This window comes from Pseudomonas sp. DC3200b2 (genome assembly GCF_049895785.1).
Lineage (GTDB): Bacteria > Pseudomonadota > Gammaproteobacteria > Pseudomonadales > Pseudomonadaceae > Aquipseudomonas > Aquipseudomonas massiliensis.
Window position 1 is genome coordinate 200,302 of sequence record NZ_JAFCTA010000005.1, and the last position, 23,478, is coordinate 223,779.

Sequence of the window (23,478 nt, forward strand, 5' to 3'; positions counted from 1 at the left end):
CCCTGATCGTTTGCGGAAAACCCATGAGAATTCTGATCATCGGGCCCAGCTGGGTCGGCGACATGGTGATGGCACAGACCCTGTTCCAGTGCTTGAAAAGCCGCCACTCCGACTGCCAGATCGACGTGCTCGCGCCTGAATGGAGCCGGCCGATACTCGAGCGCATGCCCCAGGTACGGCAGGCCTTGAGCTTTCCGCTCGGCCACGGGGCGCTGGAGCTGGCAACGCGGCGCCGCATCGGCCGCTCGTTCCGGGGCCAGTATGACCAGGCCATTGTGCTGCCCAATTCGCTGAAGTCTGCCCTGGTGCCGTTCTTTGCGAGCATCGCCCGACGCACGGGCTGGAAAGGCGAGCTGCGCTACGGCCTGCTCAACGACCTGCGGGTGCTCGACAAGGCCCGTTACCCGCTAATGATCGAACGCTTCATGGCCCTGGCCTACGCGCCGGATGAAGCCCTTCCCACGCCTTATCCCCAGCCTCGCCTGCGCATCGACCCGGCGAGCCGGAGCGCGGCGCTGGAGCGGTTCGGCCTGGAACTGGATCGCCCGGTGCTTGCCCTCTGCCCAGGCGCGGAATTCGGCGAATCCAAGCGTTGGCCCGCCGAGCACTACGCCGAAGTGGCCGAGGCGCGAATCCGCCAGGGCTGGCAAGTATGGCTGTTCGGCTCCAAGAAGGATCAGCCCGTGGCCGAGGCGATACGCGAGCGGCTGATTCCCGGGTTGCGTGAGGAAGCGGTGAACCTGTGCGGCGACACCTCGCTGGCCGAGGCCATCGACCTGATGTCCTGCGCCGGAGCGGTAGTGTCCAACGACTCGGGGCTGATGCACGTGGCCGCGGCGCTCAACCGCCCTCTGGTGGCGGTATATGGCTCCACGTCCCCCGGCTTTACGCCTCCGCTGGCCGATCAGGTCGAAGTGGTGCGTCTGGGGGTGGACTGCTCGCCCTGTTTCCAACGCACCTGCCCGCTGGGCCATTACAATTGCTTGCGCCTTTTGGACTCGCAGCGGGTGGTGGATGCGCTGGAACGCATGGGTACTCCCGAGGCCCAGCAGATGGCGGAGGCTGACTAGTGCGGGTTCTGCTGATCAAGACGTCTTCCCTGGGGGACGTGATTCACGCTTTGCCCGCGTTGACCGACGCGGCGCGCGCCATCCCGGGCATTCGCTTCGACTGGGTGGTGGAGGAGGGCTTCCGTGAGATCCCCACCTGGCATCCAGCGGTGGACAAGGTGATTCCAGTCGCCATCCGGCGCTGGCGCAAGGCGCCCTGGGCAACCGTCAAGAGTGGGGAGTGGCGGCGCTTCAAGGCGCAGTTGCGCGAGCGCACCTATGACCTGGTGATCGATGCCCAGGGCCTGCTCAAAAGCGCCTGGTTGACGCGCTACGTGAAGGCGCCGGTGGCGGGGTTGGACAAACGCTCGGCTCGGGAGCCCCTGGCCAGCCGCTTCTATGATCGCAAGCTTGGCGTCGCCCGAGGCCAGCATGCGGTGGAGCGGGTTCGCCAGCTGTTCGCCCTGGCGTTGGGTTATGACCTGCCCGATACCCTGGGCCAATACGGGCTCAGCCGTTCGCGGCAACTGGCGGTGCCCCACCCGGTGCCCTTCGTGGTGTTCCTGCACGGTACCACCTGGGACAGCAAGCACTGGCCCGAGGCTTATTGGCGCGAAATGGCCGAGCGCCTGGGGCTGGCCAACATCGGTGTGCGCTTGCCATGGGGCAACGAGGCTGAGTTTCGCCGCGCTCACCGGATCGCGGCTGGCTTGCACAATGTCGCCGTGCTGCCGAAGTTGAACCTGGCGGGGGTGGCCGAGGTGATGATCCAGTCCCGGGCCTGCGTGGCCGTGGACACCGGGCTGGGGCACCTGGCCGCCGCGCTGGATGTGCCCACCGTGTCGATCTACGGGCCTACCAATCCTGGCCTGACCGGCGCCTATGGCCGGGCCCAGGTCCATCTGGGCAGTGACTGGCCGTGCGCGCCCTGCCTGCAGAAAACCTGCACCTACAAGCCGACGCCAGAAGACCTGCGTCGGCACGATATCAAGCGCGAGTGGCCGCTGTGCTTCACTCGCGTCAATCCCGAACGAGTGGCAGGACGCCTGAGCGCGCTGTTGTTGGCTGAGGACCTGCGTTGATGCAATTGGCTTTCGTGCTGTACAAATATTTCCCCTTCGGCGGCCTGCAGCGCGATTTCATGCGTATCGCCCTTGAATGCCAGGCCCGGGGCCATCAGATAAGGGTGTACACCTTGATCTGGGAGGGGGACGTGCCGCCAGGGTTCGAAGTGCTGGTCGCTCCGGTGAAGGCACTGTTCAACCACCGCCGCAACGAGAAACTCAGCGCCTGGATGGCCGCCGACCTGGCCCGGCGCCCCGTGGATCGGCTCATCGGTTTCAACAAGATGCCAGGGCTGGACCTGTACTATGCCGCTGATGGCTGCTTCGAGGACAAGGCGCAAACGCTGCGCAATGGGTTGTATCGCCGCTGGGGTCGCTACCGCCACTTCGCCGAGTACGAGCGCGCGGTCTTCGCGCCTGAGGCGCGCACTGAAATCCTGATGATTTCCCAGGTCCAGCAACCGCTGTTCGTGAAGCATTACGGCACGCCCGCGCAGCGCTTCCACCTGCTGCCGCCGGGTATTTCCCAGGATCGCCGCGCGCCGGCCAACGCCGCGCAGGTCCGGGCCGCCTTCCGCGAGGAATTCGGCCTGGGCGAAGACGATTTGCTGCTGGTGCAGATTGGCTCCGGCTTCAAGACCAAGGGGGTGGACCGTTCCCTCAAGGCCCTGGCGGCGCTGCCAGCCGACCTGCGCCAGCGCACCCGCCTGTTCGTGATAGGCCAGGATGACCCGAAAGTCTTCCAGTTGCAGAGTACTGCCCTTGGCCTGAACGATCAGGTCAGCTTCATGAAGGGACGCAGCGATATACCGCGCTTCCTGCTTGGCGCTGATGCACTGATCCACCCGGCCTATAACGAAAACACCGGTACCGTTTTGCTCGAAGCGGTGGTGGCCGGGCTGCCTGTACTGGTAACCGAAGTCTGTGGCTATGCCCATTACATCGATGAAGCCCAGGCTGGCATCGTGATACCCGAGCCGTTCGACCAAGCGGACCTCAACCGCCAGTTGCAGCGCATGCTCGAAGACAAACCCGCGCGCGCTCAGTGGGGACGTAATGGCCTGGCCTTCGCCGACAGCGCGGACTTGTACAGCATGCCCCGGCACGCCGCCGACCTGATCCTGGCGGAGCGCCTCCAATGAAGCTGTTGCTGCAGCCGCCGTTCAAGGCCCTCTGGGCCGGGGCCGACCCCTTCGTCGCGGTCGAGACCTTGCAAGGCCAGGTCTACCGTGAGCTGGAGGGGCGTCGCACCCTGCGCACGGAAGTGGACGGCCGCGGCTATTTCGTCAAGATTCACCGCGGCATCGGCTGGGGGGAGATCCTCAAGAACCTGCTCAGCGCCAAGCTGCCGGTGCTGGGCGCAGGCCAGGAGTGGACGGCCATCGAGCGCCTGCACCAGGCAGGGGTGCCTACCATGACCGCCGTGGCCTACGGCGAGCGCGGCGCCAATCCCGCTGCCCAGCATTCGTTCATCGTCACCGAGGAACTGGCACCCACCATCAGCCTCGAGGACTACAGCCTCGATTGGCGTGCCCAGCCGCCAGCGCCGGCGGTGAAATGGGCGCTGATCCAGCGGGTGGCCGAGATGACGGGGGGCATGCATCGCGCTGGCGTCAATCACCGGGATTGCTACATCTGCCATTTTCTGCTGCACACGGACCGCCCCTTCGACCCGGCTAGCTTCAAGCTGTCGGTCATCGATCTGCACCGGGCCCAGACCCGCCCCCGGATCAGCCGCCGCTGGCGAGACAAGGACCTGGCCGCCCTTTATTTTTCCGCCTTGGACATCGGTCTGACGTCACGGGACAAGCTGCGCTTTCTCCGCGCGTACTTCCGGCAGCCGCTGCGCCAGGTGCTGCGTGACGAGGCGGCATTGCTCGTCTGGCTGGAAGGCAAGGCGGCCAAGCTCTATGCGCGCAAGCAACGCTACGGAGACGCGCTCTGATGGCCGGCTGGAACCTGGACCCGGCCTTCGCGGGGCTGGATGGGATATTCGGCAGCCTGGACGCGGTTTTCGCCGCCCAGGGTGAACGCCTGACCCAGGACGCGCTGTCCGAATTGATCAAGGTCGACCACCAGGGCGCGGCCTATTACGTCAAGCGCTATACCAGCGCTGGCAGAGGCTTGCGCCGCTACCTGGGCAAGCCCAGGGTCAAGGCCGAGTGGCAGAACCTCAAGCGCTTCGCCAAGTGGGGCATACCCACCGCCGAAGTGGTGGGCTTCGGCCTCGAGCGTGACGGCGGGTCCTTCGAGCGTGGCGCGATGATCACCCTGGGGCTGCCCGCCAGCGAAGATCTGCTCGCCCTGGTCAAGCAGCACGATCCACGGCTTCGGGACAGGGCGTGGGTGGACCATGTGAGTGATCAGCTGGCGCGGCACACGCGCACCCTGCATGACCATCACTTCACCCACAACGACCTCAAGTGGCGCAACCTGTTGGTGGACGACGCCGGAACGCTTTACCTGATCGATTGCCCCAACGGCGCGTTCTGGTGGGGATTCATGCTGCGCTATCGGATCACCAAGGACCTGGCCTGCCTGGACAAGGTTGCCAAATACCAGCTCTCGGCCACCCAGCGGCTGCGCTTCTACCTCCAGTACCGGCGTCGCGACCGGCTCAATGCGGCGGACAAGAAGCGTATCCGCCATATCCTGAGTTTCTTCGAGGGGCGAGAATGAAGCCTTTTATCGCGGCAGATGCCCAATCGCTCCTGGCCACCCATGGCCTGGCCGACTTCGACGCACTCTGGGCTCTGCCTTTGACCGCGGTGGACGAGGCCAACACCGGGCGCGGCGGATGGAGCCAGGTATTTCGTCTGGACCTGGCCGGGCATGGTTTTTACCTCAAGCGCCAGGCCAATTATCTGACCCGCAGCCTGCGCCATCCCATGGGTGAGCCTACCGTTACCCGGGAGTTTCGCAATATTCGCCTTTACCAACAGCTGGACATTCCCGCGCTGCAGGCCAGTTATTTCGCTGAACGCCGGCAAGGCGGGGAATGGCAGGGACTGCTGTTGACCAAAGGCCTGGATGACTGGAGCGAGCTTGGCGCCTGGTTGGCGCAATGGCCAGTGCTGACGCCCCCGCGTCGCGGCGCGCTGGTCGCGGCCTGTGGCCAGCTTGCGCGTCGCTTGCATGACGCGGGCCTGGTCCACGGCTGCTTCTATCCCAAGCATATCTTCTTGCGGGCTACTGGCGAGGGCTTCGAAGCCTGCCTGATCGACTTGGAGAAAACCCGCCGCGCCTGGTTTGGCCAGCGGGACCGCGTGCGTGATCTGGAGCCTCTGCTGCGCCGGGCCGCTGCCTGGGGAGAGGCGGATATCCGGGGCTTCCTGACAGCCTACCTGGGCATGCCGGGTACCGACGCCCAAGTCACGACCTGGATGGAGCGATTGGTGGCGCGTCGGCGCCATAAGGAAACCCGCTGATGGATTTGCAAAACCTGGCGCGTGCCGGTCGCGCCCCGACGCTGCCGATGAGCATTGAACTGGAAGACGCCGCCGGCCCGGCGCAGCTGCAATTGCTCAGCCTGCTGCGGATCTTGCCAGGGCAGCGGTATGTCGGCGCCGGAGTGTGGCGCGGCCGTGCCGTGCTTGCCAAATTGCTGGTAGGTCCTCGTGCCCCTCGTCAGTTCCAGCGTGAACGCGAGGGGGCCCGCTTGTTGGCGGCCCAGGGGCTGGCCACGCCGACCCTGCTGGCCGATGGCCTGCGGCCAGGGCAGGGTGGCTGGTTGCTGTTCGAATTTCTCGAGCAAGGGCAAAGCCTGGCTGATGCCTGGGCGCAAGTGGAAGGCCTGCCGCCCTTGGCCGATGCCCAGACAGAAGTGATCGCCGAGGCGTTGCAGGCCATCGCCGGCATGCATGCCAAAGGGTTGTGGCAGGAGGATCTGCATCTGGACAACCTGCTGCGCAGCGGGGGTAGGCTCTATGTGGTCGATGGTGGAGGCGTGCGCGCCGAACAGCCAGGCCAGCCCCTCTCGCGTCAACGCGTGCTGGAAAACCTGGGGGTGTTTTTCGCCCAGCTTCCCCAGGCGCTGGCGCCTTGCCTGGAAGAGCTGCTGGTGTACTACCTCTTGGCCAACAGTGAGCATGCGCTGCCCCTGGAGGCGTTGCAAAAGCAGATCGACAAGGTGCGAGCCTGGCGGCTGCGAGACCTGCTGGCCAAGGCCGGTCGGGATTGCACCCTGTTCAGTGTGAAACAAGGCCCGTCGTTGCTGCAAGCGACGCCCCGCGATCAGGAAGCGGCCATGGCGCCCGTGCTGGCCGACCCTGACCGGCTCATCGACCAGGGCCACCTCTACAAGACCGGCGGCGCGGCCACGGTCGCCCGGGTCAATGCCAATGGTCGGGTATTGCTCATCAAACGCTACAACATCAAAGGGGTCGCCCACTGGTTCAAGCGCTTCTGGCGCCCCAGCCGAGCCTGGCATTCCTGGATCGAGGCGCAGCGGCTGATGTTCCTGGGGTTCGCCACGCCGCGCCCCTTGGCTGTGCAAGAGCGTCGTACCCTTGGGCTGCGGGGCAAGGCTTACCTGGTGACGGAGCACTTGCAAGGGCCTGACCTGATGCACTGCTTCAGTGGCCATGTGCAAGACGGGCAGGTGCCCGAAGCGCAGCTGGCAGCCTTGGACGAACTGTTCGCCGGGCTGATCCGTGAGCGCATCAGCCATGGCGACCTCAAGGCCCATAATCTGTTCTGGGAGCACGGACGCTGGGCCCTGATCGACCTGGACGCCATGCAGCAGCATGGCACTGCTGGCAGCTTCGCGCAGGCCTATGCCCGTGACCGGGCCCGTTTCCTGCGCAACTGGCCGGCCGACAGCACCCTGTATCAACGGTTGGATGCGCGGTTGCCACGCTTGTCATGAGTCATCGCCGATCTTCTACATGCCAGGGCCCGTTCAGGCCAGGTCGAACCAGCCGCTGCTGAGGCTGCTCTGCCGGACCTTGGCTTGCCAACCGCCGTCCTGTGCCGGGCGCAGCAAGATGGTCAGAAAGCCGGGTGGGTGCCGCTGCGCAGGTATGGACACCGTATAGCGTCCCGGCACCAGGCTGCGACGCAACGCCACTACATGCTGGCCCAGGCGCATGTACAGCTTGCCGTTTATCGGCGTGGGCTTGTCGGCGGTCACGGCCGGCGCCGGGTGCACCGCGATCTGCCGCAGCAGTGCCGGGCCGTCGGGCACCAAGCCTTGCCAGCGTATTTCGTCAATCATCTGCCAGTCACCGGCAGGCCCTTCGCGCACGATGGGTTTATGCAGCGCCTCAGGCATGCGAGGGTCGATCACGCGCCAGTGCTCGCCATCATGGATCACCTGGTATCGATGGCCGGCCTGGTCATGAATGTAATATTCCGCAGCGCCGTCATCCTTGCGCTGAGCTTCATATACATCCTCGGAGTAGTCGGTAGCCAGACGATAGCGCAAGAATGTACGTTGCTGCTTGACGGCATAATGGGTATGCAGAGGAACAGGCGTGCCGAGCGGCACGCGGCGTACCAGTTTGCCAAAGACAGGGCTTGTGGTGAGTGCTACCGAGACCTCGAAGAGGTTGGCGAATCCGTCGAAGGCTCGAAGCAGTACATTGCCGGGCCGATCCTCGTCCAGGGCGGCATAGGCCTGGCCGAACGCCCAGAGCGCGCGGGTCAAGGAAAATACGGCGGAAATCCGTCCAGGCAGGAACACGCACATGATTTCAGTGAGGGTCAGCGCAACCTCGACGGTGCTTTGTAGATTCGACTCTCGGTTCGAGACACTCAGAGCATCGGCATTGCTCATCACCAGCCGGGTTTCCGAGCGGTAGGCATTGTTGAAAAAATCCACTTTGATCAGGCGCTCCTCGATGTGACTGCTCAACCGTGGGTCGTCGAGCAGGTCGGCGATGGGCGCGCGCTCCGCCAGAGCGACATGGTTCAGTATCAGGGGGCGTTGCTCTGCCGCGCTCAACCATTGGGCCATGAGTTGGCGACGGTGGTCGAACCAGCGCCAGCGCTGCCTCGAAGGGCCGCTTGCGACATACACCAGGACAGGTTGAACGGTGGTAGGGTCGTCGGGGCCGATCAGATAGACCCCATCCACGGGGGTGGCACGAATAAACAATTGCCAGGCGCTGATGCGCAAGCCGTCGACCAACGGCCTTTGGGCAGGGCTCGGGTAATTCAAGACCGCTTCGAGCCACGCCAGGCCCATACCCTGAGGGCCAAGCTGGCCGCGATGACTGGCGCGCAGAATCTCTACCCGAAGCTTCGCTCTCATCAGCCGGGCGTGGCGCTCACGGCGCCAGTGCGCTTCGGGCCCATAGCGTAGCCGCGTCAAAAGATGACGTCCGTAACTGCCACCGACATTGGCATGGCGTACCAAGGCGCGAGCCTTGGGGCCGTTCAGGCCGGGAATGGGCCTGCCGTTTTCGTCATGTACACGGGCGGTCAGCAGGTAGTCCCAATCCAGCGCGGAAATGTTTTCCAGCGCCAATTGCACCAGGTTGCGTGTGTGAGTCGTGAAGCGGATGGTGGGCCCGGTCTGGTCGGGGCGGCGCGCCACTACCAGGCCGGAGGGGCTCAAGGGGTTCACCAGGCCACCACCCGGCTCAGTGGTGGTCACACTGACCATGATGCGTTCGGGCGGCAGGTCGATATCCATGGCCTGCAATCGACGCTCGAGCGCTTCCTGGGCGTAGCCTTGCAGCCAGGCCGGAGTGGCGAACTCGGAAATGGTCGGCAGGCCCGGCGCAACGGCGCTCGCGGTCGCAATGGACAGGTCCCGCATTGCCAGGATTAGCTCCAGGCGTTGGATTTGAGACAGTCGCCGCATCCAGCTCGGCATGTTGCGGTCCAGCAGCTGCGCATAGCGCGTCATGCGAATGGCCTGGCTCGATACCAGGTCAGCCAGGTCCGCGGCTTCAGCCAAGACAGCGCTAGCGGCCTCCAGGCTTCCTTCTTTCAATAGCGGCTTGACCGTTTCCCAGGCATGGGAGATGTTCAGGCGCTGACGCTGTTCGAGCTGGGCTTGCAACGCCTCGAACACATTACCGGGGAAGGGCTCGAAGATCAGGGCCTCGCTTTCCAGGAAGCGCTTGCGCCGTTCGCTATCCAGGGCCAGCAAGAGCGGTTGGCCTTGGCGTTCATCTTCCAGTCGCTCGGCCAGTTCCAGATGCAGAGCGTTCAGCGACTCGAAGCTTTCCAGGCCATGGGCCAGCGTGTTGAGCAATACCGGCTCGCCAGGATGCGCTCTGGGGTCGAGGCGGCTGAACACGAAACTGCCGACCAGCGGCCAGCGAGCGTCTGCCACCTGCACCAGCGGCACGCCTTGCCAAAAGCGCAGCGCCTGTCCGGCAACCACATCGGTAGCCAGTGCCGCCATGGTCCGGTTCAGGGTCCGATCGCCCTGTCGCAGTGGTATCTGGGCGGCCAACCAGTCGCGGTGCAGGGCTGTCGCCCATTCCCGAGCCGGGCGGTTTTCCACTTTGGCGAAGCCCCAGAACCGTTTCAAATGGTCCAGGTATAGCTGGCGCATGTCAGTGCCAGCCTGCCGGAGAAAGTTGCGGGCCCATTGTGCCTGTGGCTCCTTGACGATGGCTTCGTCCCAAGGCGTGCGATGGGTGATATCGCCTGGGGGCAAGGGCTGTCCACTGGCGAGCCGAGCCAGATGATAGGTAAATGGCCTGTCGCCAAGGCAAAGGTGCTGCAGCGGCTGCTCGCCCAAGGCTCCCGGCATCGCGTCGCCATAGCGTCGGCTCAGGGTTGCCAGCAGACTGGGCAGTTCAGCCAGCCCGCGCCGCCATCGGGCTTCGAGGTCGTTCAGGTGGCCAAGGGGGTCGGTTTGAGGATTTGCCTCGGTCATGGGTGATGCTCCGGTTGAAAAGCATCAGCCTGTCCAGGCCTGACCCATCGCGGGGCGTGCATAGGTATTGGGCGATCCGTGGTTGGGTTATACTCCCGCGTTTTCGATCAACAGCAATACCTGCGCCTTGCTGGGCGCGTATTGAGTACACAGAGGCTCTGACCCTTGGCATTGACGATTCTCGGGCTGTCCGGCGCCCTCAGCCACGACCCCTCCGCTGCGTTGTATATCGACGGCAAGCTGATCGCGGCCGCCGAAGAAGAGCGCTTCGTGCGAGACAAGCATGCCAAGAACCGCATGCCCTACGAGTCGGCAAAGTTCTGCCTGGAGCAGGCCGGCATCACTGCGGCCGACGTCGATGTGGTCGCCATTCCGTTCGCGCCCATCAGTCTGTTCGGCGAGGCCCGCTGGCATTATGCGAAACGCTACTGGTACGCGCCGGACCGGGCCCTGGACGCGTTGCTCATGGGCAACCGTCGCTACAAGCGCTACCGCAGGAAGATCGTCTGGTGCCTGGAACAGCTGGGCTTCGACCCCAGGAAGGTCAAGATCGAGCCGGTCGAGCACCACCTGGCCCACGCCTCGAGCGCCTATCATTGCTCCGGCTTCACCGAGAAAACCGCCATCCTCGGGATCGACGGCAAGGGTGAGTACGCCACCACCTTCTTCGGCTATGGCGAGAACGGGAAGATCCACAAGCTCAAGGAATTCTACGACCCGGACTCCCTTGGCGGCCTGTATGGCGCGATCACCGAATTCCTCGGTTTCGAGATGCTCGACGGTGAGTTCAAGGTCATGGGCATGGCGCCCTATGGTGACGCCAGCAAGTATGACTTTTCCCGCCTGGCCAGCTTCGAGAACGGCGAGCTGGTGATCAACACCGAATACGCCAACGTGATCGGCCTGCGGCGCTACAAGGAGAAAGGCAAGGGCTTCTATTTCTCGCCCAAGCTGATCGAGTGGCTGGGGCCCAAGCGCGAAGGCGACATCGCCGACGAGCCTTACATCCACTACGCTGCCAGCATGCAGGCGCTGTTCGAGAAGCTCGCCCTGCAGATGATCGACCACTACCTGGGCGACATCCTCAAGGAAACCGGCAAGCTGGCGTTCGCGGGCGGTTGCGCCCTGAACGTGAAGCTGAACCAGAAGATCATCGCCCGGCCGGACGTGAAGGAGCTGTTCGTGCAGCCGGCCTCGGGCGACGCCGGAACCGCCGTGGGCGCGGCCGCCTACGTTTCCCATGCGCGTGGCGTGCCGGTGGAGAAGATGGAGCACGTCTATCTTGGCCCTTCCTATTCCAACGAAGACGTCATCGCCGCCTGTGCTCGTCATCCGAGCAAGCCGGCCTGGCGCCAGATCGACGACATGCCCCAGCGCATCGCCAGGATCATGGTCGACGGCAACCCGGTAGCCTGGTTCCAGGGGCGCATGGAGTTCGGCCCGCGGGCACTCGGCGGCCGCTCGATCATCGGCTGCCCGAGCGTGCCGGGCGTGGCCGACCGCATCAACGAGCAGATCAAGTTCCGCGAACGCTGGCGCCCCTTCTGCCCGTCGATGCTGGACACGGTGGCCCCGCAGATGATCAAGGTGGACCATCCGGCCCCCTTCATGACCTTCACCTTCGAGGTTGCCGAGGAGTGGAAAGCCCGCGTGCCGGAAGTGGTGCACGAAGACGGCACTTCCCGCGCCCAGGTGCTCAAGCGCGAATACAACCCGCGCTACTACGACATGATGAAGGCGTTGGAAGAACTGACGGGTAACGGCGTGTCGCTGAATACGTCGCTCAACCGGCGTGGCGAGCCGATGATCTGTTCGCCTACGGATGCGCTGAACATGTTCTTTGGCTCCGACCTGCAATACCTGATCATGGAAGACATTCTGGTGGTGAAGGAAGGCGCGAACGCCTATGACACAGGCGCCTGAGCGGCGGGTACTGCAGTTCTGCCACGGCTATGACGGCCCGTTCCTGGACTGTGCCCGACAGTACGCGAGCCTTTTCACTGGAAGCGGCCATGCGGTCACCACGGTGTTTCTGACCGGCCGTGCCAGCGATGAGGTGGCCGCGGCCTGCGCGTCGGCCGAGGTGCTGTTCCTCGAGCTGTCCTCCAAGGATGTGCGTGGCCTGAAGCTGGGCGCCATCGCCCGGCTTCGCCGCATCGTCGCCGAGCGCGATTTCGCTTTCTGCATCGCTCACCGTTTCAAGCCCATCTATGTCGCCCTGCTGGCGACTCAACTGCCGGTGCTGGGCGTGCATCACGCTTTCGGCGACTACCAGCGCCGTGGGCGGCGGCTGTTTGCGAACCTGTTCCGGCGGCGACTGAGCCTGCTGGGCGTATCCGATGCGGTACGCGACGACATTCGCCGATGCCTGTCCGACTGGCCGGCCGAGCGTATCCAGACCCTCTACAACCGGGTGGACGTGACTGCCCGGCAGCAGGCCCTGTTGAGCCCAGCGCAGGCGCGAGAGGCCTTGGGGCTGCCGGTCGATGCCTGGGTGGTAGGCAACGTAGGGCGGCTTCATCCCGACAAGGACCAGGCCACCCTGCTGCGTGGCTTCGCCCAGGCCTTGCCTGGCCTGCCCCAAGGGGCGCGCCTGGTGATCATGGGCGAAGGTCGGCTCGAGGGCGCGCTCAAGCGTCTCGCTGAAGAGCTGGGCATCACGGCCCAGGTTCGCTTCACCGGGCAGGTGCCGAACGCTACCTGCTATTTCCGCGCCTTCGATGTATTTGCCTTGAGTTCGGACCACGAGCCTTTCGGCATGGTATTGCTTGAGGCCATGGTTGCAGGCGTGCCTATTCTTGCCACCGCTTGTGGTGGCGCCCGGGAAGTAGTCGAAGGCGCCGGCCTGCTATTCCCCCTGGGCGACGCCACCGCCTTGGCGCAGGCGCTGCTGGAAGTGGCCAACTACGGGCCGGGTTGCCGTGACGCCTTGGCGGCCAGCATGGCCGAGCGACTGCAGGCACGCTTCAGCGATCAGGCGGTCCGTGAAGCCTTCTGGCGCCTGCCGGCGCTGGCAGGGCTGGACGCGGCCCTATGATCCTCAACCGCTTTCGATTCTGGCGCGAGCGTGGCTGGACCCCCATAGACGCGGCCAGCTATGCCGAGCTCTGGGCCCGCCACGGCGGCAGCGTGGCGACCCATCCCCAGGTCGTCGAGCGTCTGGCGGGCCTGGCCCGACTGCCGGTGCGCTACCTGGGCTGGGAACAGGAAGGCCGCTTGCGCGCTGCCATCCCGGTATGGGGGCGGCATCTGGCGCTGTCCAAGGACGTGCTCAAACGGGTCGGCAAGAAGGGCCTGTTCGACCTGGGCAATGCCGAGATCATCCTTCCAGGCGAGGCCGATGCGCAGGCCCCGCTACGCCACCTGGGCCGGTACCTGGGCGAGCCGAACATCGGGCGCTTTTCCGGCCTGGCTACCCAGGCTGAAGCCCTGGCGCTGGCCCGCGCGCCCGAGGACCTTTCCAAGAAGTTTCGCTATAACCAGCGCCGTGAGTTGCGCCTGCTGGAGGAAGCCGGCGGCCAAGTGCGGCCGGTAAGCGACTTTTCCAGCGTCGAGTTCGCGGCCCTGTACTGCGATCTGTTCCAGCGCCGGTGGAATTTTCCCGCCACGGGTGCCGCGCATATGGCCGAGGTGCTCGAGCTGCTGCGCGAGTTCATGGTCGGTTCGGTGCTCTTGCTCAACGGCGCGGCGATCGCGATCCAGCTGTTGTATCGGGTGGAGGCGCCTAGCTGGGTGAGCGTCGAGTATGTCAACGGTGGTGTCGACCCGCTTACCCGGGATTTCAGCCCGGGCAGCGTGCTCAGCTACCTCAATACCCAGGCGGCCTGGGAGGATGCGCGCGGGCGGGGCAAGGCGCTGCGCTTTTCCTTTGGCCGAGCGGACCGTGAATACAAGGCCCGCTGGTGCAACCCCGCCCAGGTGTTCAAGGTATGAGCCGCAAGCAGGCGCTGTTGCGGCGTCATCGACGCAACAAAAGGCTCGCCTTGCTGGGCGCTGGCGTACTGTTGCTGCTGGCTGGGGTGCTGCTGGCCTGGTGGTTGCCGCTACTGCTGGCCGTTTTGGCCTGGGCGGCCCACGAAGCCTGGTTTGCCGATCATCTGTTCTATTCCCCCCGGCAGGACTATCGCTACCGCTTCGGTGAAGGAGGCCGGCTGTTGGCCAGCCGCTGGGACGGGCGCCGCCTGGTGCTTGAAGAGCCTCTGCCCAATGACCAGGCGCATACCCTTGTCGCACAGGTGCGACTGACATCCACCTGGCTGGGGCGTCTGCTGGACCCTGCTGTGCTCATCGGCCAAGGCAAGGACCAGGACGCCCAGGCCTTCGAGCGGGGCTGCGGCGGGCTGCGTTACCTCAACCTGTCTGGCCAGGAAAGCATTCTGCCCACGGGGTTGGACCTGATCGGGCGCCACTGCCGCCTGCGCGAAGCACCCCAGGTATATGCCTTCGCTCAGCCTGATTACCGGCAGCGGCGGGTAATGGTGATCGCGCCCCACGCTGACGACGCGGAGCTGGCGGCGTACGGCCTATACAGCCAGGCTGCCGAAAGCTGGGTCGTTACCCTCACCGCCGGGGAAATCGAGGCCGAGCACTACCGCGCCATGGGGCTGGAGGCACAGGCCGCCGCTCGCCTCAAAGGCCGGCTCCGCGCCTGGGACAGTCTGGCCGTGCCGCGCTGGGCTGGGATACCTGAAGAGCGCTGTGTCCAGCTGGGGTATTTCTGCCTGCAACTGGACGCCATGCACCAGGCGCCCAGCGAGCCGGTTTCCTCGCGTGAAGCGGGCCTGCAGGATACCCGGCTGTTTCGCCAGTACAATCGCCTGGCCTTGCCTGGCGATGATGGCCTGCCCACCTGGAACAACCTGATCGCGGACCTGCGTGCGCTGCTTACCCTGGCCAGGCCAGAGGTGATCGTGCTGCCGGATCCTGCGCTCGATCCTCATCCGGATCATATCCAGGCCCACCTGGCCGTGCGCGAAGCGCTGGAGGGGCTGGCCTGGCAACCATCGTACCTGCTCGGCTACGCCAATCATCTCCATGACAACGACCGCTGGCCCATGGGCAATGCCCACCAGGGTGTCGCCTTGCCGCCCCGGTTCGATCCGGCCGGTGCCTGCTGGCCAGTGAGCCTGCCATTGACCGCTCAGGCACGGCTGGACAAAGCCATGGCCCTGGGCATGATGCACGACCTGCAACCTCCGTTGCCCTTCAAACGTCGGCTGCGCCGTGGGCTGCAACGCTTGCTCGCTGGGCGTCGCTGGCCCGTGGAAGGGGAAAACGAATTCTTCCGCAAGGCGGTACGGCGCCACGAACTGCTATGGCGCCTGGACCCTTGATTCGCCCCGCCAGCGGCCTTGAGAGATATCGATGAAAGTTCTGTTCCTGGTGCAGAAAGACCAGCGCGCCATTCTCGATGAGTTGTATCGAGGCGTGGCGGCACATTGCGAGTGTGACCTGCGTTGGCTGGACAGCGATGAGCAACGGCATCTACGCCGCTATTTCAAGCGTGAGGTAGATGCCTCCCGCTACGATCGCATCCTCTTCTTTTTGCGTTTCAAGCAAGAGATCCGGCAGGTGGGCTTTATCCGCAGCGTGCCTAACCTGGTGATCCTCGAGCATGATGCATACCAGAACTACATTCCCTGCAAATACACCGGCAAGTTCAGCCGGCATTACCGGCAACTGCCGTGGGCCCGGGTCATCAGTTCCGGCGCCCAGGTGGCGCGGCGCTTGCGCGAGGAAGGCGTGGACGCCCACTTCGTGCCCAAAGGCTATGACCAGACCCTGGTTGGCGAACTGGGGCTGCAACGGGACATCGAGCTGGGGTTTGTCGGCAGTCTCAAGAGCGTGGCCTATGCCCAGCGCAAGGCATTTCTGGAAGCGCTGGCGCAAGAGGAAAACCTGCTGATCACCCGGACCGAGTCCGGTGCCGACTACAATCGCATGCTCAACCGTATCCGGTTCTTCGTCAGCGCGGACGTGGGAATGGGGGAGTACATGATCAAGAACTTCGAGGCCATGGCCGCCGGATGCGTACTTCTGGCCTACGACCAGGGAGAAGAAGAAAATCGCGCCCTGGGCTTCGAGGACGGCGTCAACCTGGTGCTGTACCGAGACCTTGCCGAGCTCCGCCGCAAGCTGGCGCAACTGCGCGAACAGCCGGCGCTGGCGGCAGGCATCGCCGCTCGCGGGCAAGCCCTGGTGCACGAGCGTTACGGTTTCCATAGCATAGGGAGCCAGATCGTGAATTGCCTGCGCTCACCCTTGCGGCCATCGCCAGCGCCCGGTTGGGTCGCCCGCCTGCGCAATCGCCTGGGAGTCTGAGCACAGCTTCATGGCGGTCAGCCGTTTGAAAATGGTATTCACCACATCCTGCACAAACTCCTTTTCGTAAACAGCCCAAGAGGTCGTTTTGGCAAGCCAGTCCGTTTCCCGTTATTTCACCACGCTGCTGGTGGCGTTCATCATCAGCTTCCTCGTGCAGGGCTCGGCGAAGTGGACCAACAATCTGTACTACGCCTTGATTGCACTGCCGGGGCTGGTAGCGCTGGTTCGTTATCGAGGTGCTGGACTGACGCGCGAACCCTTGGCTCTGGGCTGGCTCCTGCTGTTGTTGTGGTGCCTGGTGCCAGCGGCGCGAGACGAGGGCACGCAGTTCTATAAGCACATCGTTTACACCGGATTGTTCGTGGCCATAGTGGCCAGCCTCACCGAGCATCGTTTTTTTCACCTCGGCCGCACGGCCAGGGCGCTGTTCTGGATCATCAGCCTGTATATCTATGCCTGTTCGGCCTATATGTACCTGACAGGCCGGATACCCTTCGGCGCGCGGGTAGACATACTTCCGGCTCGCATGGAAAACGTCATCTACACCAGCATCTGGCTGGTCTGCGCCATGGCCTTGGCATTGCCAGCGTGGGCGCGCGAACGGCGTTACGTCGAAATGGCGCTGGGCGTCGTACTGGCGTTCGTGGCAGTGGCTTTCGTACTGCAAACCCGTACCGGCATTGTAGGTGGCGTGTTCGTGATGGCCGCCTGGGGGCTTTGCAACGTCTACCGTTACCCTCGCGTAGCGGCGCCCATAGCGGCGGCGATCCTGGTCGGGCTTGGCCTGATCCTTTGGTGTGTCTGGCATGAAAGCTGGCTGGTATCGCTGATCGGCCGTGGCGACTCCTACCGCACCGACCTGTTCCGTATCATGACCGGCGAGTGGTTCAACTGTGGCTGGGCGCTGGGTTGCGGCGTGAACTTCCATACCAGCCAGACCCTGCCAGGCGGCATCCCGATCCCGCATCCGCATAACATCTTCGTGGCGTTTGGCCTTTACACCGGCGGCATCTCGCTGTTGATCTTCGTGCCGCTGATGGCGGCTACCTTGTTGCAAGCCTGGCGGGCACGAGACCCTTGGGGTCTCTACCTGGCCGCGGCCTTGCTGATGCTCAACTTCGACGGCAGCAAGCTGGTGGGCAACCCGGATGAACTCTGGATGCTTGTGCTGTTGCCAGCGGCGGTGATCCTGGGTGGCGCTGTTGCCCGTAGGCGCGTATCCATCGGCGACGCTCGGAGTTAAAGCGCGGCAAGTGCCTCGCTGACAGCCTCGGCGGGGCAGCGTGTCTGGCTGGCCATGTAGCCCTGGATAAACGCATCGGTATGTTCGGTGAGCCAGTGGCGATCCGTGGCGTAGCGCAGCATATGGCGGAAGTTGCGCAAGCGCAGCGAGCGGCTGAGCGGCCTGCGGTACAGGCGCAGGTCGGCGATATCGATCAGGCCGAGCCGGTACTCGGGGGTGAGCACCACATTGCCCAGATGTACGGAGCGGAAGTACACCCCGCTTTCATGCAGGCGCCCAAGGAAGGCGCCGAGGTCTGTGCGCAGTTGGGCTGTGGCATTGCCGCTGGCAATGAGCTGGCGCAGGGTGTCACCTGGCAAGGGGGCGTAGTGCACGGCATCACGCTGGATTTCAGCGATGCGGTAGACGGCCATGACCCCGGGACAGGGGATGGACCGGCCCTGCAGGTGACGGCAATTGTCCGCGAAGCGCCTGGCATAGGGATACCAGGCCGCGGACGTGAACAGCCGTTTGCGTCGGAAGAGCTTGAACATGCTCCCATCGGCCAGGCGCAACACCTTGTCGCCGGAGCCGTCCGCCTCCAGTACCTGGGCGCCCTCCCTCAAGGCCAGGTAGCGGCGGTGATCGAGTGGTTGCATGCCTTCTCTCATATAAAACGCTGTCTCGGGTGGTGTTGGCGAATGCCTGCAGAGCGCTGGCACCCGCTAGCGAAGAGCCGCGCCTATGGTAGCGCACCGGACAGCGTGATGGCCCCCTGTGCTACAATGCCGGGCTATTTCAATACGATGATCGCTCATGAGCCACCCCGATTCCTCCGCGCCTTCGAGCCTGAAGATCTACCTCCGGCTGCTGTCTTACATGCGCCCCTACATCGGGCTGTTCAGCCTCAGCATCGTAGGCTTCGTGGTATTCGCGTCCACCCAGCCGATGCTCGCCGGCATCCTCAAGTATTTCGTCGACGGCCTCAACAATCCCGAGGCGGTACTGTTCCCGACGGTACCGTACCTGCGTGACCTTAAACTGCTGCAGGCGGTGCCCCTGTTGATCGTACTCATCGCCGCGTGGCAGGGGGTGGGCTCGTACCTGGGCAACTATTTCCTGGCCAAGGTCTCCCTGGGGTTGATCCATGATCTGCGCCTGGCGCTGTTCGACAAGCTGCTGGTGTTGCCGAACCGTTATTACGATACGCACAACTCGGGCCATCTGATCTCCCGCATCACCTTCAACGTGACCATGGTCACCGGGGCCGCGACAGACGCTATCAAGGTGGTGATCCGCGAAGGCCTGACCGTAGTCTTCCTGTTCGGCTACCTGCTGGTGATGAACTGGCGCCTGACCCTTGTCATGCTGGCGATCCTGCCGCTGATCGCGATCATGGTCAGCAGCACCAGCAAGAAATTCCGCAAGCAGAGCAAGAAGATCCAGGTCGCCATGGGCGACGTGACCCATGTGGCCTCGGAAACCATCCAGGGCTATCGGGTGGTGCGCAGCTTCGGCGGCGAAAGCTACGAGGCCGAGCGCTTCCGCAAGGCCAGCCAGAGCAATACCGACAAGCAGTTGCGCATGACCAAGACCGGGGCGGTCTATACCCCGATGCTGCAACTGGTCATCTATACCGCCATGGCGGTGCTGATGTTCCTGGTACTCTGGTTGCGCGGCGATGCCAGCGCCGGAGACCTGGTGGCCTATATCACCGCGGCCGGCCTGCTGCCCAAGCCGATTCGCCAGCTGTCCGAGGTGAGCTCCACCATCCAGCGCGGCGTGGCCGGCGCGGAAAGCATCTTCGAGCAACTGGATGTCACGCCGGAACAGGACACCGGCACCGTGGAACGAGACCAGGTCAGCGGCCGCCTCGAGGTTCGCCACCTGAATTTCGTCTATCCCGGTACCGACCGCCCAGTGCTCAAGGACATCAGCTTCACGGCGGAGCCGGGGCAGATGATCGCCCTCGTGGGGCGGTCAGGCAGTGGCAAGTCCACCCTGGCCAACCTGATCCCGCGTTTCTATCAACACAGCGAAGGTGAAATCCTGCTCGATGGCGTGGAGGTGCAGGATTACAGGCTGCGTAACCTGCGTCGGCACATTGCTCAGGTGAACCAGCAGGTGACGCTGTTCAACGACACCGTGGCCAACAACATCGCCTACGGTGACCTGGCGGGCGCGCCGCGGGAGCAGATAGAGGCGGCCGCTCGCGATGCCTTCGCCAGGGACTTCATCGACCAACTACCGCAAGGCTTCGATACCGACGTGGGCGAGAATGGCGTGCTGCTTTCCGGCGGCCAGCGCCAGCGCCTGGCCATCGCCCGGGCACTGTTGAAAAATGCTCCGCTGCTCATTCTCGACGAGGCCACTTCTGCCCTGGATACCGAGTCTGAGCGGCATATCCAGGCGGCCCTGGATCATGTCATGCAGGGGCGTACCACCCTGGTGATCGCGCACCGCTTGTCCACCATCGAAAAGGCGGATCTGATCCTGGTGATGGACCAGGGCGAAATCGTGGAGCGAGGTACCCACCAGCACCTGCTGAGCCTCAATGGCTTCTATGCGCGCCTCCATGCGATGGGTCTCGAAGAGCCTGGGCACCTGGACATGGCATAACCGACCCGGACTAGACATGAAGGCGCGCCTCCCCTGGAACGCGTCTTTGGTTTTTGTAGCCGGAAGGTTACCTGATCGGACGAAACGATGATGTAGCGTCGCTGGCGATTTGCTACTGTCGAGATGGCCGCAGGGTCGGCTCGGGAGGGGATACAGTCCAGCGTCAACGTGAAGCCATTATCGTCTTCGACTATCCAGGGGCGTCTTGCTCGACAAGGTGGCGCTCCGGCCGCCTTCATGCGTGGTCCGCAGCGCTTTCCCGATGCATTCCGTGCTCACCGCTGTCTGTTCGTCAACGTGCCAGGATGCGAGAGCGAGGCCGTGTATACGGCGCTCTTCGGCGCCAATAGCCCTGGGCCCGTTCCCCTGCGCTGGTACGAAGAACGCTTCGCTCCGGAATTCGCCACCAGCTTCAAGTTCGCTTTCGTGCGCGACCCCCTGGAGCGTGCCTATGTGGCCTGGGCTCGCTGGCGTGAAGCGCGGCTGTTCCAGGCCGCGGAAAGCAGCGCCAGCCTGGACGAGGAAGAAGACTTCGATGCCTTCGTTGAAGGCCTCGCACCGCCGGACTTGCAGGACCGCCTGGACTTCCGACCGCAAACCGACTTCCTCGAGGACAGCCAAGGGCGGGTGCGCCTGGATTTCATCGGCCACTACGAAAGCCTGATGCGGGATTTTCAATCCATGGCCGATTTCCTGTGCCTTCCCGCCGTGCTGCCCTGGTCGGCGCCAGCTTATGAACGCACGCCCCGTAGCTCGCGCTATGCCGTCGGGCCATTGGCGCGCAAGCGGCTGCGGCAGTTGTACCAGCGCGATTATGAGGTGCTGGGCTACGCCTAGGCTAAGGCCGTCGCCCCGCGGGCATGGCGTGCCGGACCTTGTGGTACTATCGCCGCCTTTGTTCATAGGTAGATGGGTTGGGCCATGAAGTTGTCGATGCCACGTTTCGATCAAGCACCTGTCCTGGTGGTCGGTGATGTGATGCTCGACCGCTATTGGCACGGTGGCACCTCGCGGATTTCACCGGAGGCGCCGGTGCCGGTGGTGCGGGTGGACCAGATCGAGGACCGTCCCGGTGGGGCTGCCAACGTGGCGCTGAATATCGCCGCCCTGGGCGCGCCTGCCTCCCTGGTAGGGGTGACCGGCGAAGACGAAGCCGCCGAAAGCCTGGCCGCCAGCCTGAATGCCGCTGGTGTGAAGGCGCATTTCCAGCGCATTGCGCACCAGCCCACCATTGTCAAACTGCGGGTGATGAGCCGTCACCAGCAATTGCTGCGCATCGATTTCGAAGAGCCCTTCGCCACGGACGCGGTGCGTTTGGGCAGCGACGTGGAGGCCCTGCTGACGGGGGTGAAGGTGCTGGTCTTGTCGGACTACGGCAAGGGCGCGCTGCGCAACCACCAAACGCTGATCCAGGCCGCGCGGGCACGTGGCATTCCCGTACTGGCGGACCCCAAGGGCAAGGATTTCACCCGCTATCGCGGCGCCAGCCTGATCACGCCCAACCTCAGTGAGTTCGAGGCCATTGTCGGCGGCTGCGTCGACGAAGCGGACCTGGTCGCCAAGGGCGCGGCCCTGATGGCTGACCTTGAGCTGGGCGCGCTGCTGGTGACTCGCGGCGAACATGGCATGACCCTGTTGCGTCCGGAGCAACCGGCCCTGCACCTGCCTGCCCGCGCGCGGGAAGTGTTCGACGTGACCGGCGCCGGCGACACGGTGATCTCTACCCTGGCAGCCGCCATCGCGGCGGGCGAAGAACTGCCCCACGCCGTCGCCCTGGCCAACCTGGCCGCGGGAATCGTCGTGGGCAAGCTGGGTACCGCAGCCATCAGTGCTCCGGAGTTGCGCCGGGCCATCTCCCGTGAGCAGGGTTCGGAGCGCGGTGTGCTGAGCCTCGAACAACTGCTGCTGGCGGTAGACGATGCCCGGGCCCATCAGGAGAAGATCGTCTTTACCAACGGCTGCTTCGACATTCTGCATGCCGGTCACGTGACCTACCTGGAGCAGGCCCGCGCCCAAGGAGACCGCCTGGTCGTAGCGATCAACGACGACGCCTCGGTGGCCAACCTGAAAGGCCCGGGGCGTCCTATCAACAGTGTGGACCGTCGCATGGCCGTGCTCGCCGGCCTGGGCGCCGTGGATTGGGTGGTCAGCTTCGCTGAAAGCACGCCGGAAAACCTGCTGCGCGAGGTCAAGCCAGACGTGCTGGTCAAAGGCGGCGACTACAGCGTGGACCAAGTGGTAGGCGCGGACATCGTCAAAGCCTATGGCGGCACGGTGAAGGTGCTGGGGCTGGTGGAAAACAGCTCTACCACGGCGATCGTGGATAAGATCCGCAACCGCTAGGCGCTGAACGTCATGCCTGGGAAGCTCCCGGGCTTAGCCTTTCCCCTTCCGCCCCTGCCGTGCCAGGCGTATCAACGCCTTGGCCCGGGTAGTGATGCGGCCGAGCCGGGACTTGCGCTTCACCGGTGCGTTCACGCCCTGCCGGGCCAGCCATTCCCGCCAGCGCACCCGTTCTTCGCGCACCACCCAGCCTTCCTGGCGGCCAAAGTTTTCCGCCAGGTACAGCCCACGCGTGGACGCGGGAAACAGCTTTCCCTTGCGCAGGGTATACAACTGAGGGAGGGGCACTCCGTTCTTCAATGGAATCAGATACAGGTCAGGCCGGCCGCGGCTGAGCTGGGTGACCAGCTCGCCTTTGTCCAGCCGCTCGTCCACATGATAGAGGCTCAGCTCGCGGGCTTCCTTGGGCGCTTCCAGGCGCATGTCATAGACCAGCTGCAAAGAGGCCGTGGGCAAATGCACATAGGCACGAGGGCGCTCGATCAGCGTCAGGCTGCCGCTACGCACCGGAGGGGCGTCTCCGGTCACCGGGCGCAGCGCAAAGGGCGTGTTGTCCGTATAGCGCAGGGCTGCGCTGTAGGGGGCCGGTAGCCAAGTCTCCTTGAAACGACCGTTGAGCCAGCCGTCGGCGGTTTCCAGCAGGCATTCCTCGGCGATTTCCTGCACAGCGGTATGCAACGGCAGGTTGAGCTCATGGGCCGGTACATAGCCGGAAATCATCTTGAGCACTACATCGCGCCGGTCCAGCCGGTGTTGTCGTACCAGCACCCAATACTCGTTGCCTTCCCAGGCCAGGGTCAGGCGTACCGACACGCCAAGGTTGGCCAGTTCCAGCTCGAACGCATGCGGGTCTTCAACCTCCATGGGGCGGCGTTTATCCAGCATCTGGCTGAAGTTGATGGGCATGCCGGTGCCCTGGTAGGCGAGGCCGTCCGCGGAGGCCTGGACCGAGATGCGCAGGGTCTTGAAGTTGGTCGGATTGCTTCGGCGAAGGATGCGCGGCATAAGGTTTCCTTTTCA

At 64.1% G+C, this 23,478-nt stretch carries 19 protein-coding genes; 16 read left to right on the forward strand and 3 right to left on the reverse strand.

The genetic code is table 11. The annotated features are described in order from the left end of the window. Positions 1-23: 23 nt before the first annotated feature. Genes waaF through ACP691_RS16175 form a run of 7 tightly spaced genes read left to right on the forward strand, consistent with a single transcriptional unit; the run spans position 24 to position 6,980 of the window. Positions 24-1,070, forward strand: a complete 1,047-nt coding sequence (gene waaF / locus ACP691_RS16145) for a lipopolysaccharide heptosyltransferase II (RefSeq protein ID WP_426151526.1) — start codon at positions 24-26, stop codon at positions 1,068-1,070. Continuing rightward, positions 1,070-2,131, forward strand: a complete 1,062-nt coding sequence (waaC, locus tag ACP691_RS16150) for a lipopolysaccharide heptosyltransferase I (protein WP_040259624.1) — start codon at positions 1,070-1,072, stop codon at positions 2,129-2,131. Before waaF ends, waaC begins: the two co-directional genes overlap by 1 nt. Further along, a complete protein-coding gene (locus ACP691_RS16155) occupies positions 2,131-3,255 on the forward strand; it encodes a glycosyltransferase family 4 protein (RefSeq protein WP_426151524.1) in 1,125 nt (374 codons plus the stop codon). The genes waaC and ACP691_RS16155 overlap by 1 nt, the downstream gene beginning before the upstream one ends. Then, entirely contained in the window at positions 3,252-4,058 is an 807-nt protein-coding gene (gene rfaP / locus ACP691_RS16160; protein ID WP_426151522.1) for a lipopolysaccharide core heptose(I) kinase RfaP, read from the forward strand. Before ACP691_RS16155 ends, rfaP begins: the two co-directional genes overlap by 4 nt. Beyond that, positions 4,058-4,792, forward strand: a complete 735-nt coding sequence (locus tag ACP691_RS16165; protein ID WP_426151520.1) for a lipopolysaccharide kinase InaA family protein — start codon at positions 4,058-4,060, stop codon at positions 4,790-4,792. Before rfaP ends, ACP691_RS16165 begins: the two co-directional genes overlap by 1 nt. Beyond that, a complete protein-coding gene (locus ACP691_RS16170; protein ID WP_426151518.1) occupies positions 4,789-5,541 on the forward strand; it encodes a lipopolysaccharide kinase InaA family protein in 753 nt (250 codons plus the stop codon). The genes ACP691_RS16165 and ACP691_RS16170 overlap by 4 nt, the downstream gene beginning before the upstream one ends. Then, positions 5,541-6,980, forward strand: coding sequence for a lipopolysaccharide kinase InaA family protein (locus ACP691_RS16175; RefSeq protein ID WP_426151516.1), 1,440 nt, complete (start codon positions 5,541-5,543; stop codon positions 6,978-6,980). The genes ACP691_RS16170 and ACP691_RS16175 overlap by 1 nt, the downstream gene beginning before the upstream one ends. Positions 6,981-7,013: 33 nt before the next feature. Here the strand turns inward: ACP691_RS16175 and ACP691_RS16180 are convergent, their stop codons facing one another. Further along, positions 7,014-9,950, reverse strand: a complete 2,937-nt coding sequence (locus tag ACP691_RS16180) for a dermonecrotic toxin domain-containing protein (RefSeq protein WP_426151514.1) — start codon at positions 9,948-9,950, stop codon at positions 7,014-7,016. A 165-nt stretch (positions 9,951-10,115) separates the two neighbouring features. Between ACP691_RS16180 and ACP691_RS16185 the strand changes: the two genes are divergently transcribed. From ACP691_RS16185 to ACP691_RS16210, 6 genes are all read left to right on the forward strand, one after another. Next, positions 10,116-11,873 carry a carbamoyltransferase family protein gene (locus ACP691_RS16185; RefSeq protein WP_426151512.1) on the forward strand — a complete coding sequence of 586 codons (1,758 nt, stop codon included), beginning with the start codon at positions 10,116-10,118 and terminating at the stop codon, positions 11,871-11,873. Continuing rightward, on the forward strand, positions 11,857-12,987 hold the full coding sequence (locus ACP691_RS16190) for a glycosyltransferase (protein WP_426151510.1): 1,131 nt from the start codon (positions 11,857-11,859) through the stop codon (positions 12,985-12,987). Before ACP691_RS16185 ends, ACP691_RS16190 begins: the two co-directional genes overlap by 17 nt. After that, entirely contained in the window at positions 12,987-13,883 is an 897-nt protein-coding gene (locus ACP691_RS16195; RefSeq protein ID WP_426151805.1) for a GNAT family N-acetyltransferase, read from the forward strand. Before ACP691_RS16190 ends, ACP691_RS16195 begins: the two co-directional genes overlap by 1 nt. Beyond that, positions 13,880-15,283: a PIG-L deacetylase family protein gene (locus tag ACP691_RS16200; protein ID WP_426151508.1), complete on the forward strand. Its 1,404-nt coding sequence runs from the start codon at positions 13,880-13,882 to the stop codon at positions 15,281-15,283. The genes ACP691_RS16195 and ACP691_RS16200 overlap by 4 nt, the downstream gene beginning before the upstream one ends. Positions 15,284-15,314: 31 nt before the next feature. Next, complete coding sequence (locus tag ACP691_RS16205) at positions 15,315-16,271, forward strand: glycosyltransferase family protein (protein WP_426151506.1); 957 nt, start codon at positions 15,315-15,317, stop codon at positions 16,269-16,271. Between the two features lie 88 nt (positions 16,272-16,359). Then, complete coding sequence (locus ACP691_RS16210) at positions 16,360-17,517, forward strand: O-antigen ligase domain-containing protein (RefSeq protein WP_426151504.1); 1,158 nt, start codon at positions 16,360-16,362, stop codon at positions 17,515-17,517. On the opposite strand, the gene ACP691_RS16215 is transcribed toward ACP691_RS16210, so the two are convergent. Further along, a complete protein-coding gene (locus ACP691_RS16215) occupies positions 17,514-18,155 on the reverse strand; it encodes a phosphotransferase (protein ID WP_426151502.1) in 642 nt (213 codons plus the stop codon). The two genes, ACP691_RS16210 and ACP691_RS16215, sit on opposite strands and share 4 nt — an antisense overlap. Positions 18,156-18,312: 157 nt before the next feature. On the opposite strand from ACP691_RS16215, the gene msbA reads away from it, so the two are divergent. From msbA to hldE, 3 genes are all read left to right on the forward strand, one after another. Continuing rightward, positions 18,313-20,115: a lipid A export permease/ATP-binding protein MsbA gene (msbA, locus tag ACP691_RS16220; protein WP_426151500.1), complete on the forward strand. Its 1,803-nt coding sequence runs from the start codon at positions 18,313-18,315 to the stop codon at positions 20,113-20,115. A 237-nt stretch (positions 20,116-20,352) separates the two neighbouring features. Then, positions 20,353-20,952 (forward strand): sulfotransferase family 2 domain-containing protein, encoded by a 600-nt coding sequence (locus tag ACP691_RS16225; protein ID WP_052469122.1) that lies wholly within the window; start codon positions 20,353-20,355, stop codon positions 20,950-20,952. An 84-nt stretch (positions 20,953-21,036) separates the two neighbouring features. Further along, positions 21,037-22,458: a bifunctional D-glycero-beta-D-manno-heptose-7-phosphate kinase/D-glycero-beta-D-manno-heptose 1-phosphate adenylyltransferase HldE gene (gene hldE / locus ACP691_RS16230; protein WP_426151498.1), complete on the forward strand. Its 1,422-nt coding sequence runs from the start codon at positions 21,037-21,039 to the stop codon at positions 22,456-22,458. A gap of 33 nt (positions 22,459-22,491) precedes the next feature. Here the strand turns inward: hldE and ACP691_RS16235 are convergent, their stop codons facing one another. Further along, entirely contained in the window at positions 22,492-23,463 is a 972-nt protein-coding gene (locus tag ACP691_RS16235; RefSeq protein ID WP_426151496.1) for a metal ABC transporter ATPase, read from the reverse strand. Positions 23,464-23,478: the final 15 nt, after the last annotated feature.

Coding starts and splice junctions, on each gene's coding strand:
- waaF (WP_426151526.1), top strand. CDS start 24: ATGAGAATTCTGATCATCGGGCCCAGCTGGGTCGGCGACATGGTGATG.
- ACP691_RS16155 (WP_426151524.1), top strand. CDS start 2,131: ATGCAATTGGCTTTCGTGCTGTACAAATATTTCCCCTTCGGCGGCCTG.
- rfaP (WP_426151522.1), top strand. CDS start 3,252: ATGAAGCTGTTGCTGCAGCCGCCGTTCAAGGCCCTCTGGGCCGGGGCC.
- ACP691_RS16165 (WP_426151520.1), top strand. CDS start 4,058: ATGGCCGGCTGGAACCTGGACCCGGCCTTCGCGGGGCTGGATGGGATA.
- ACP691_RS16170 (WP_426151518.1), top strand. CDS start 4,789: ATGAAGCCTTTTATCGCGGCAGATGCCCAATCGCTCCTGGCCACCCAT.
- ACP691_RS16175 (WP_426151516.1), top strand. CDS start 5,541: ATGGATTTGCAAAACCTGGCGCGTGCCGGTCGCGCCCCGACGCTGCCG.
- ACP691_RS16180 (WP_426151514.1), bottom strand. CDS start 9,950: ATGACCGAGGCAAATCCTCAAACCGACCCCCTTGGCCACCTGAACGAC.
- ACP691_RS16190 (WP_426151510.1), top strand. CDS start 11,857: ATGACACAGGCGCCTGAGCGGCGGGTACTGCAGTTCTGCCACGGCTAT.
- ACP691_RS16200 (WP_426151508.1), top strand. CDS start 13,880: ATGAGCCGCAAGCAGGCGCTGTTGCGGCGTCATCGACGCAACAAAAGG.
- ACP691_RS16205 (WP_426151506.1), top strand. CDS start 15,315: ATGAAAGTTCTGTTCCTGGTGCAGAAAGACCAGCGCGCCATTCTCGAT.
- ACP691_RS16215 (WP_426151502.1), bottom strand. CDS start 18,155: ATGCAACCACTCGATCACCGCCGCTACCTGGCCTTGAGGGAGGGCGCC.
- msbA (WP_426151500.1), top strand. CDS start 18,313: ATGAGCCACCCCGATTCCTCCGCGCCTTCGAGCCTGAAGATCTACCTC.
- ACP691_RS16225 (WP_052469122.1), top strand. CDS start 20,353: ATGCGTGGTCCGCAGCGCTTTCCCGATGCATTCCGTGCTCACCGCTGT.
- hldE (WP_426151498.1), top strand. CDS start 21,037: ATGAAGTTGTCGATGCCACGTTTCGATCAAGCACCTGTCCTGGTGGTC.
- ACP691_RS16235 (WP_426151496.1), bottom strand. CDS start 23,463: ATGCCGCGCATCCTTCGCCGAAGCAATCCGACCAACTTCAAGACCCTG.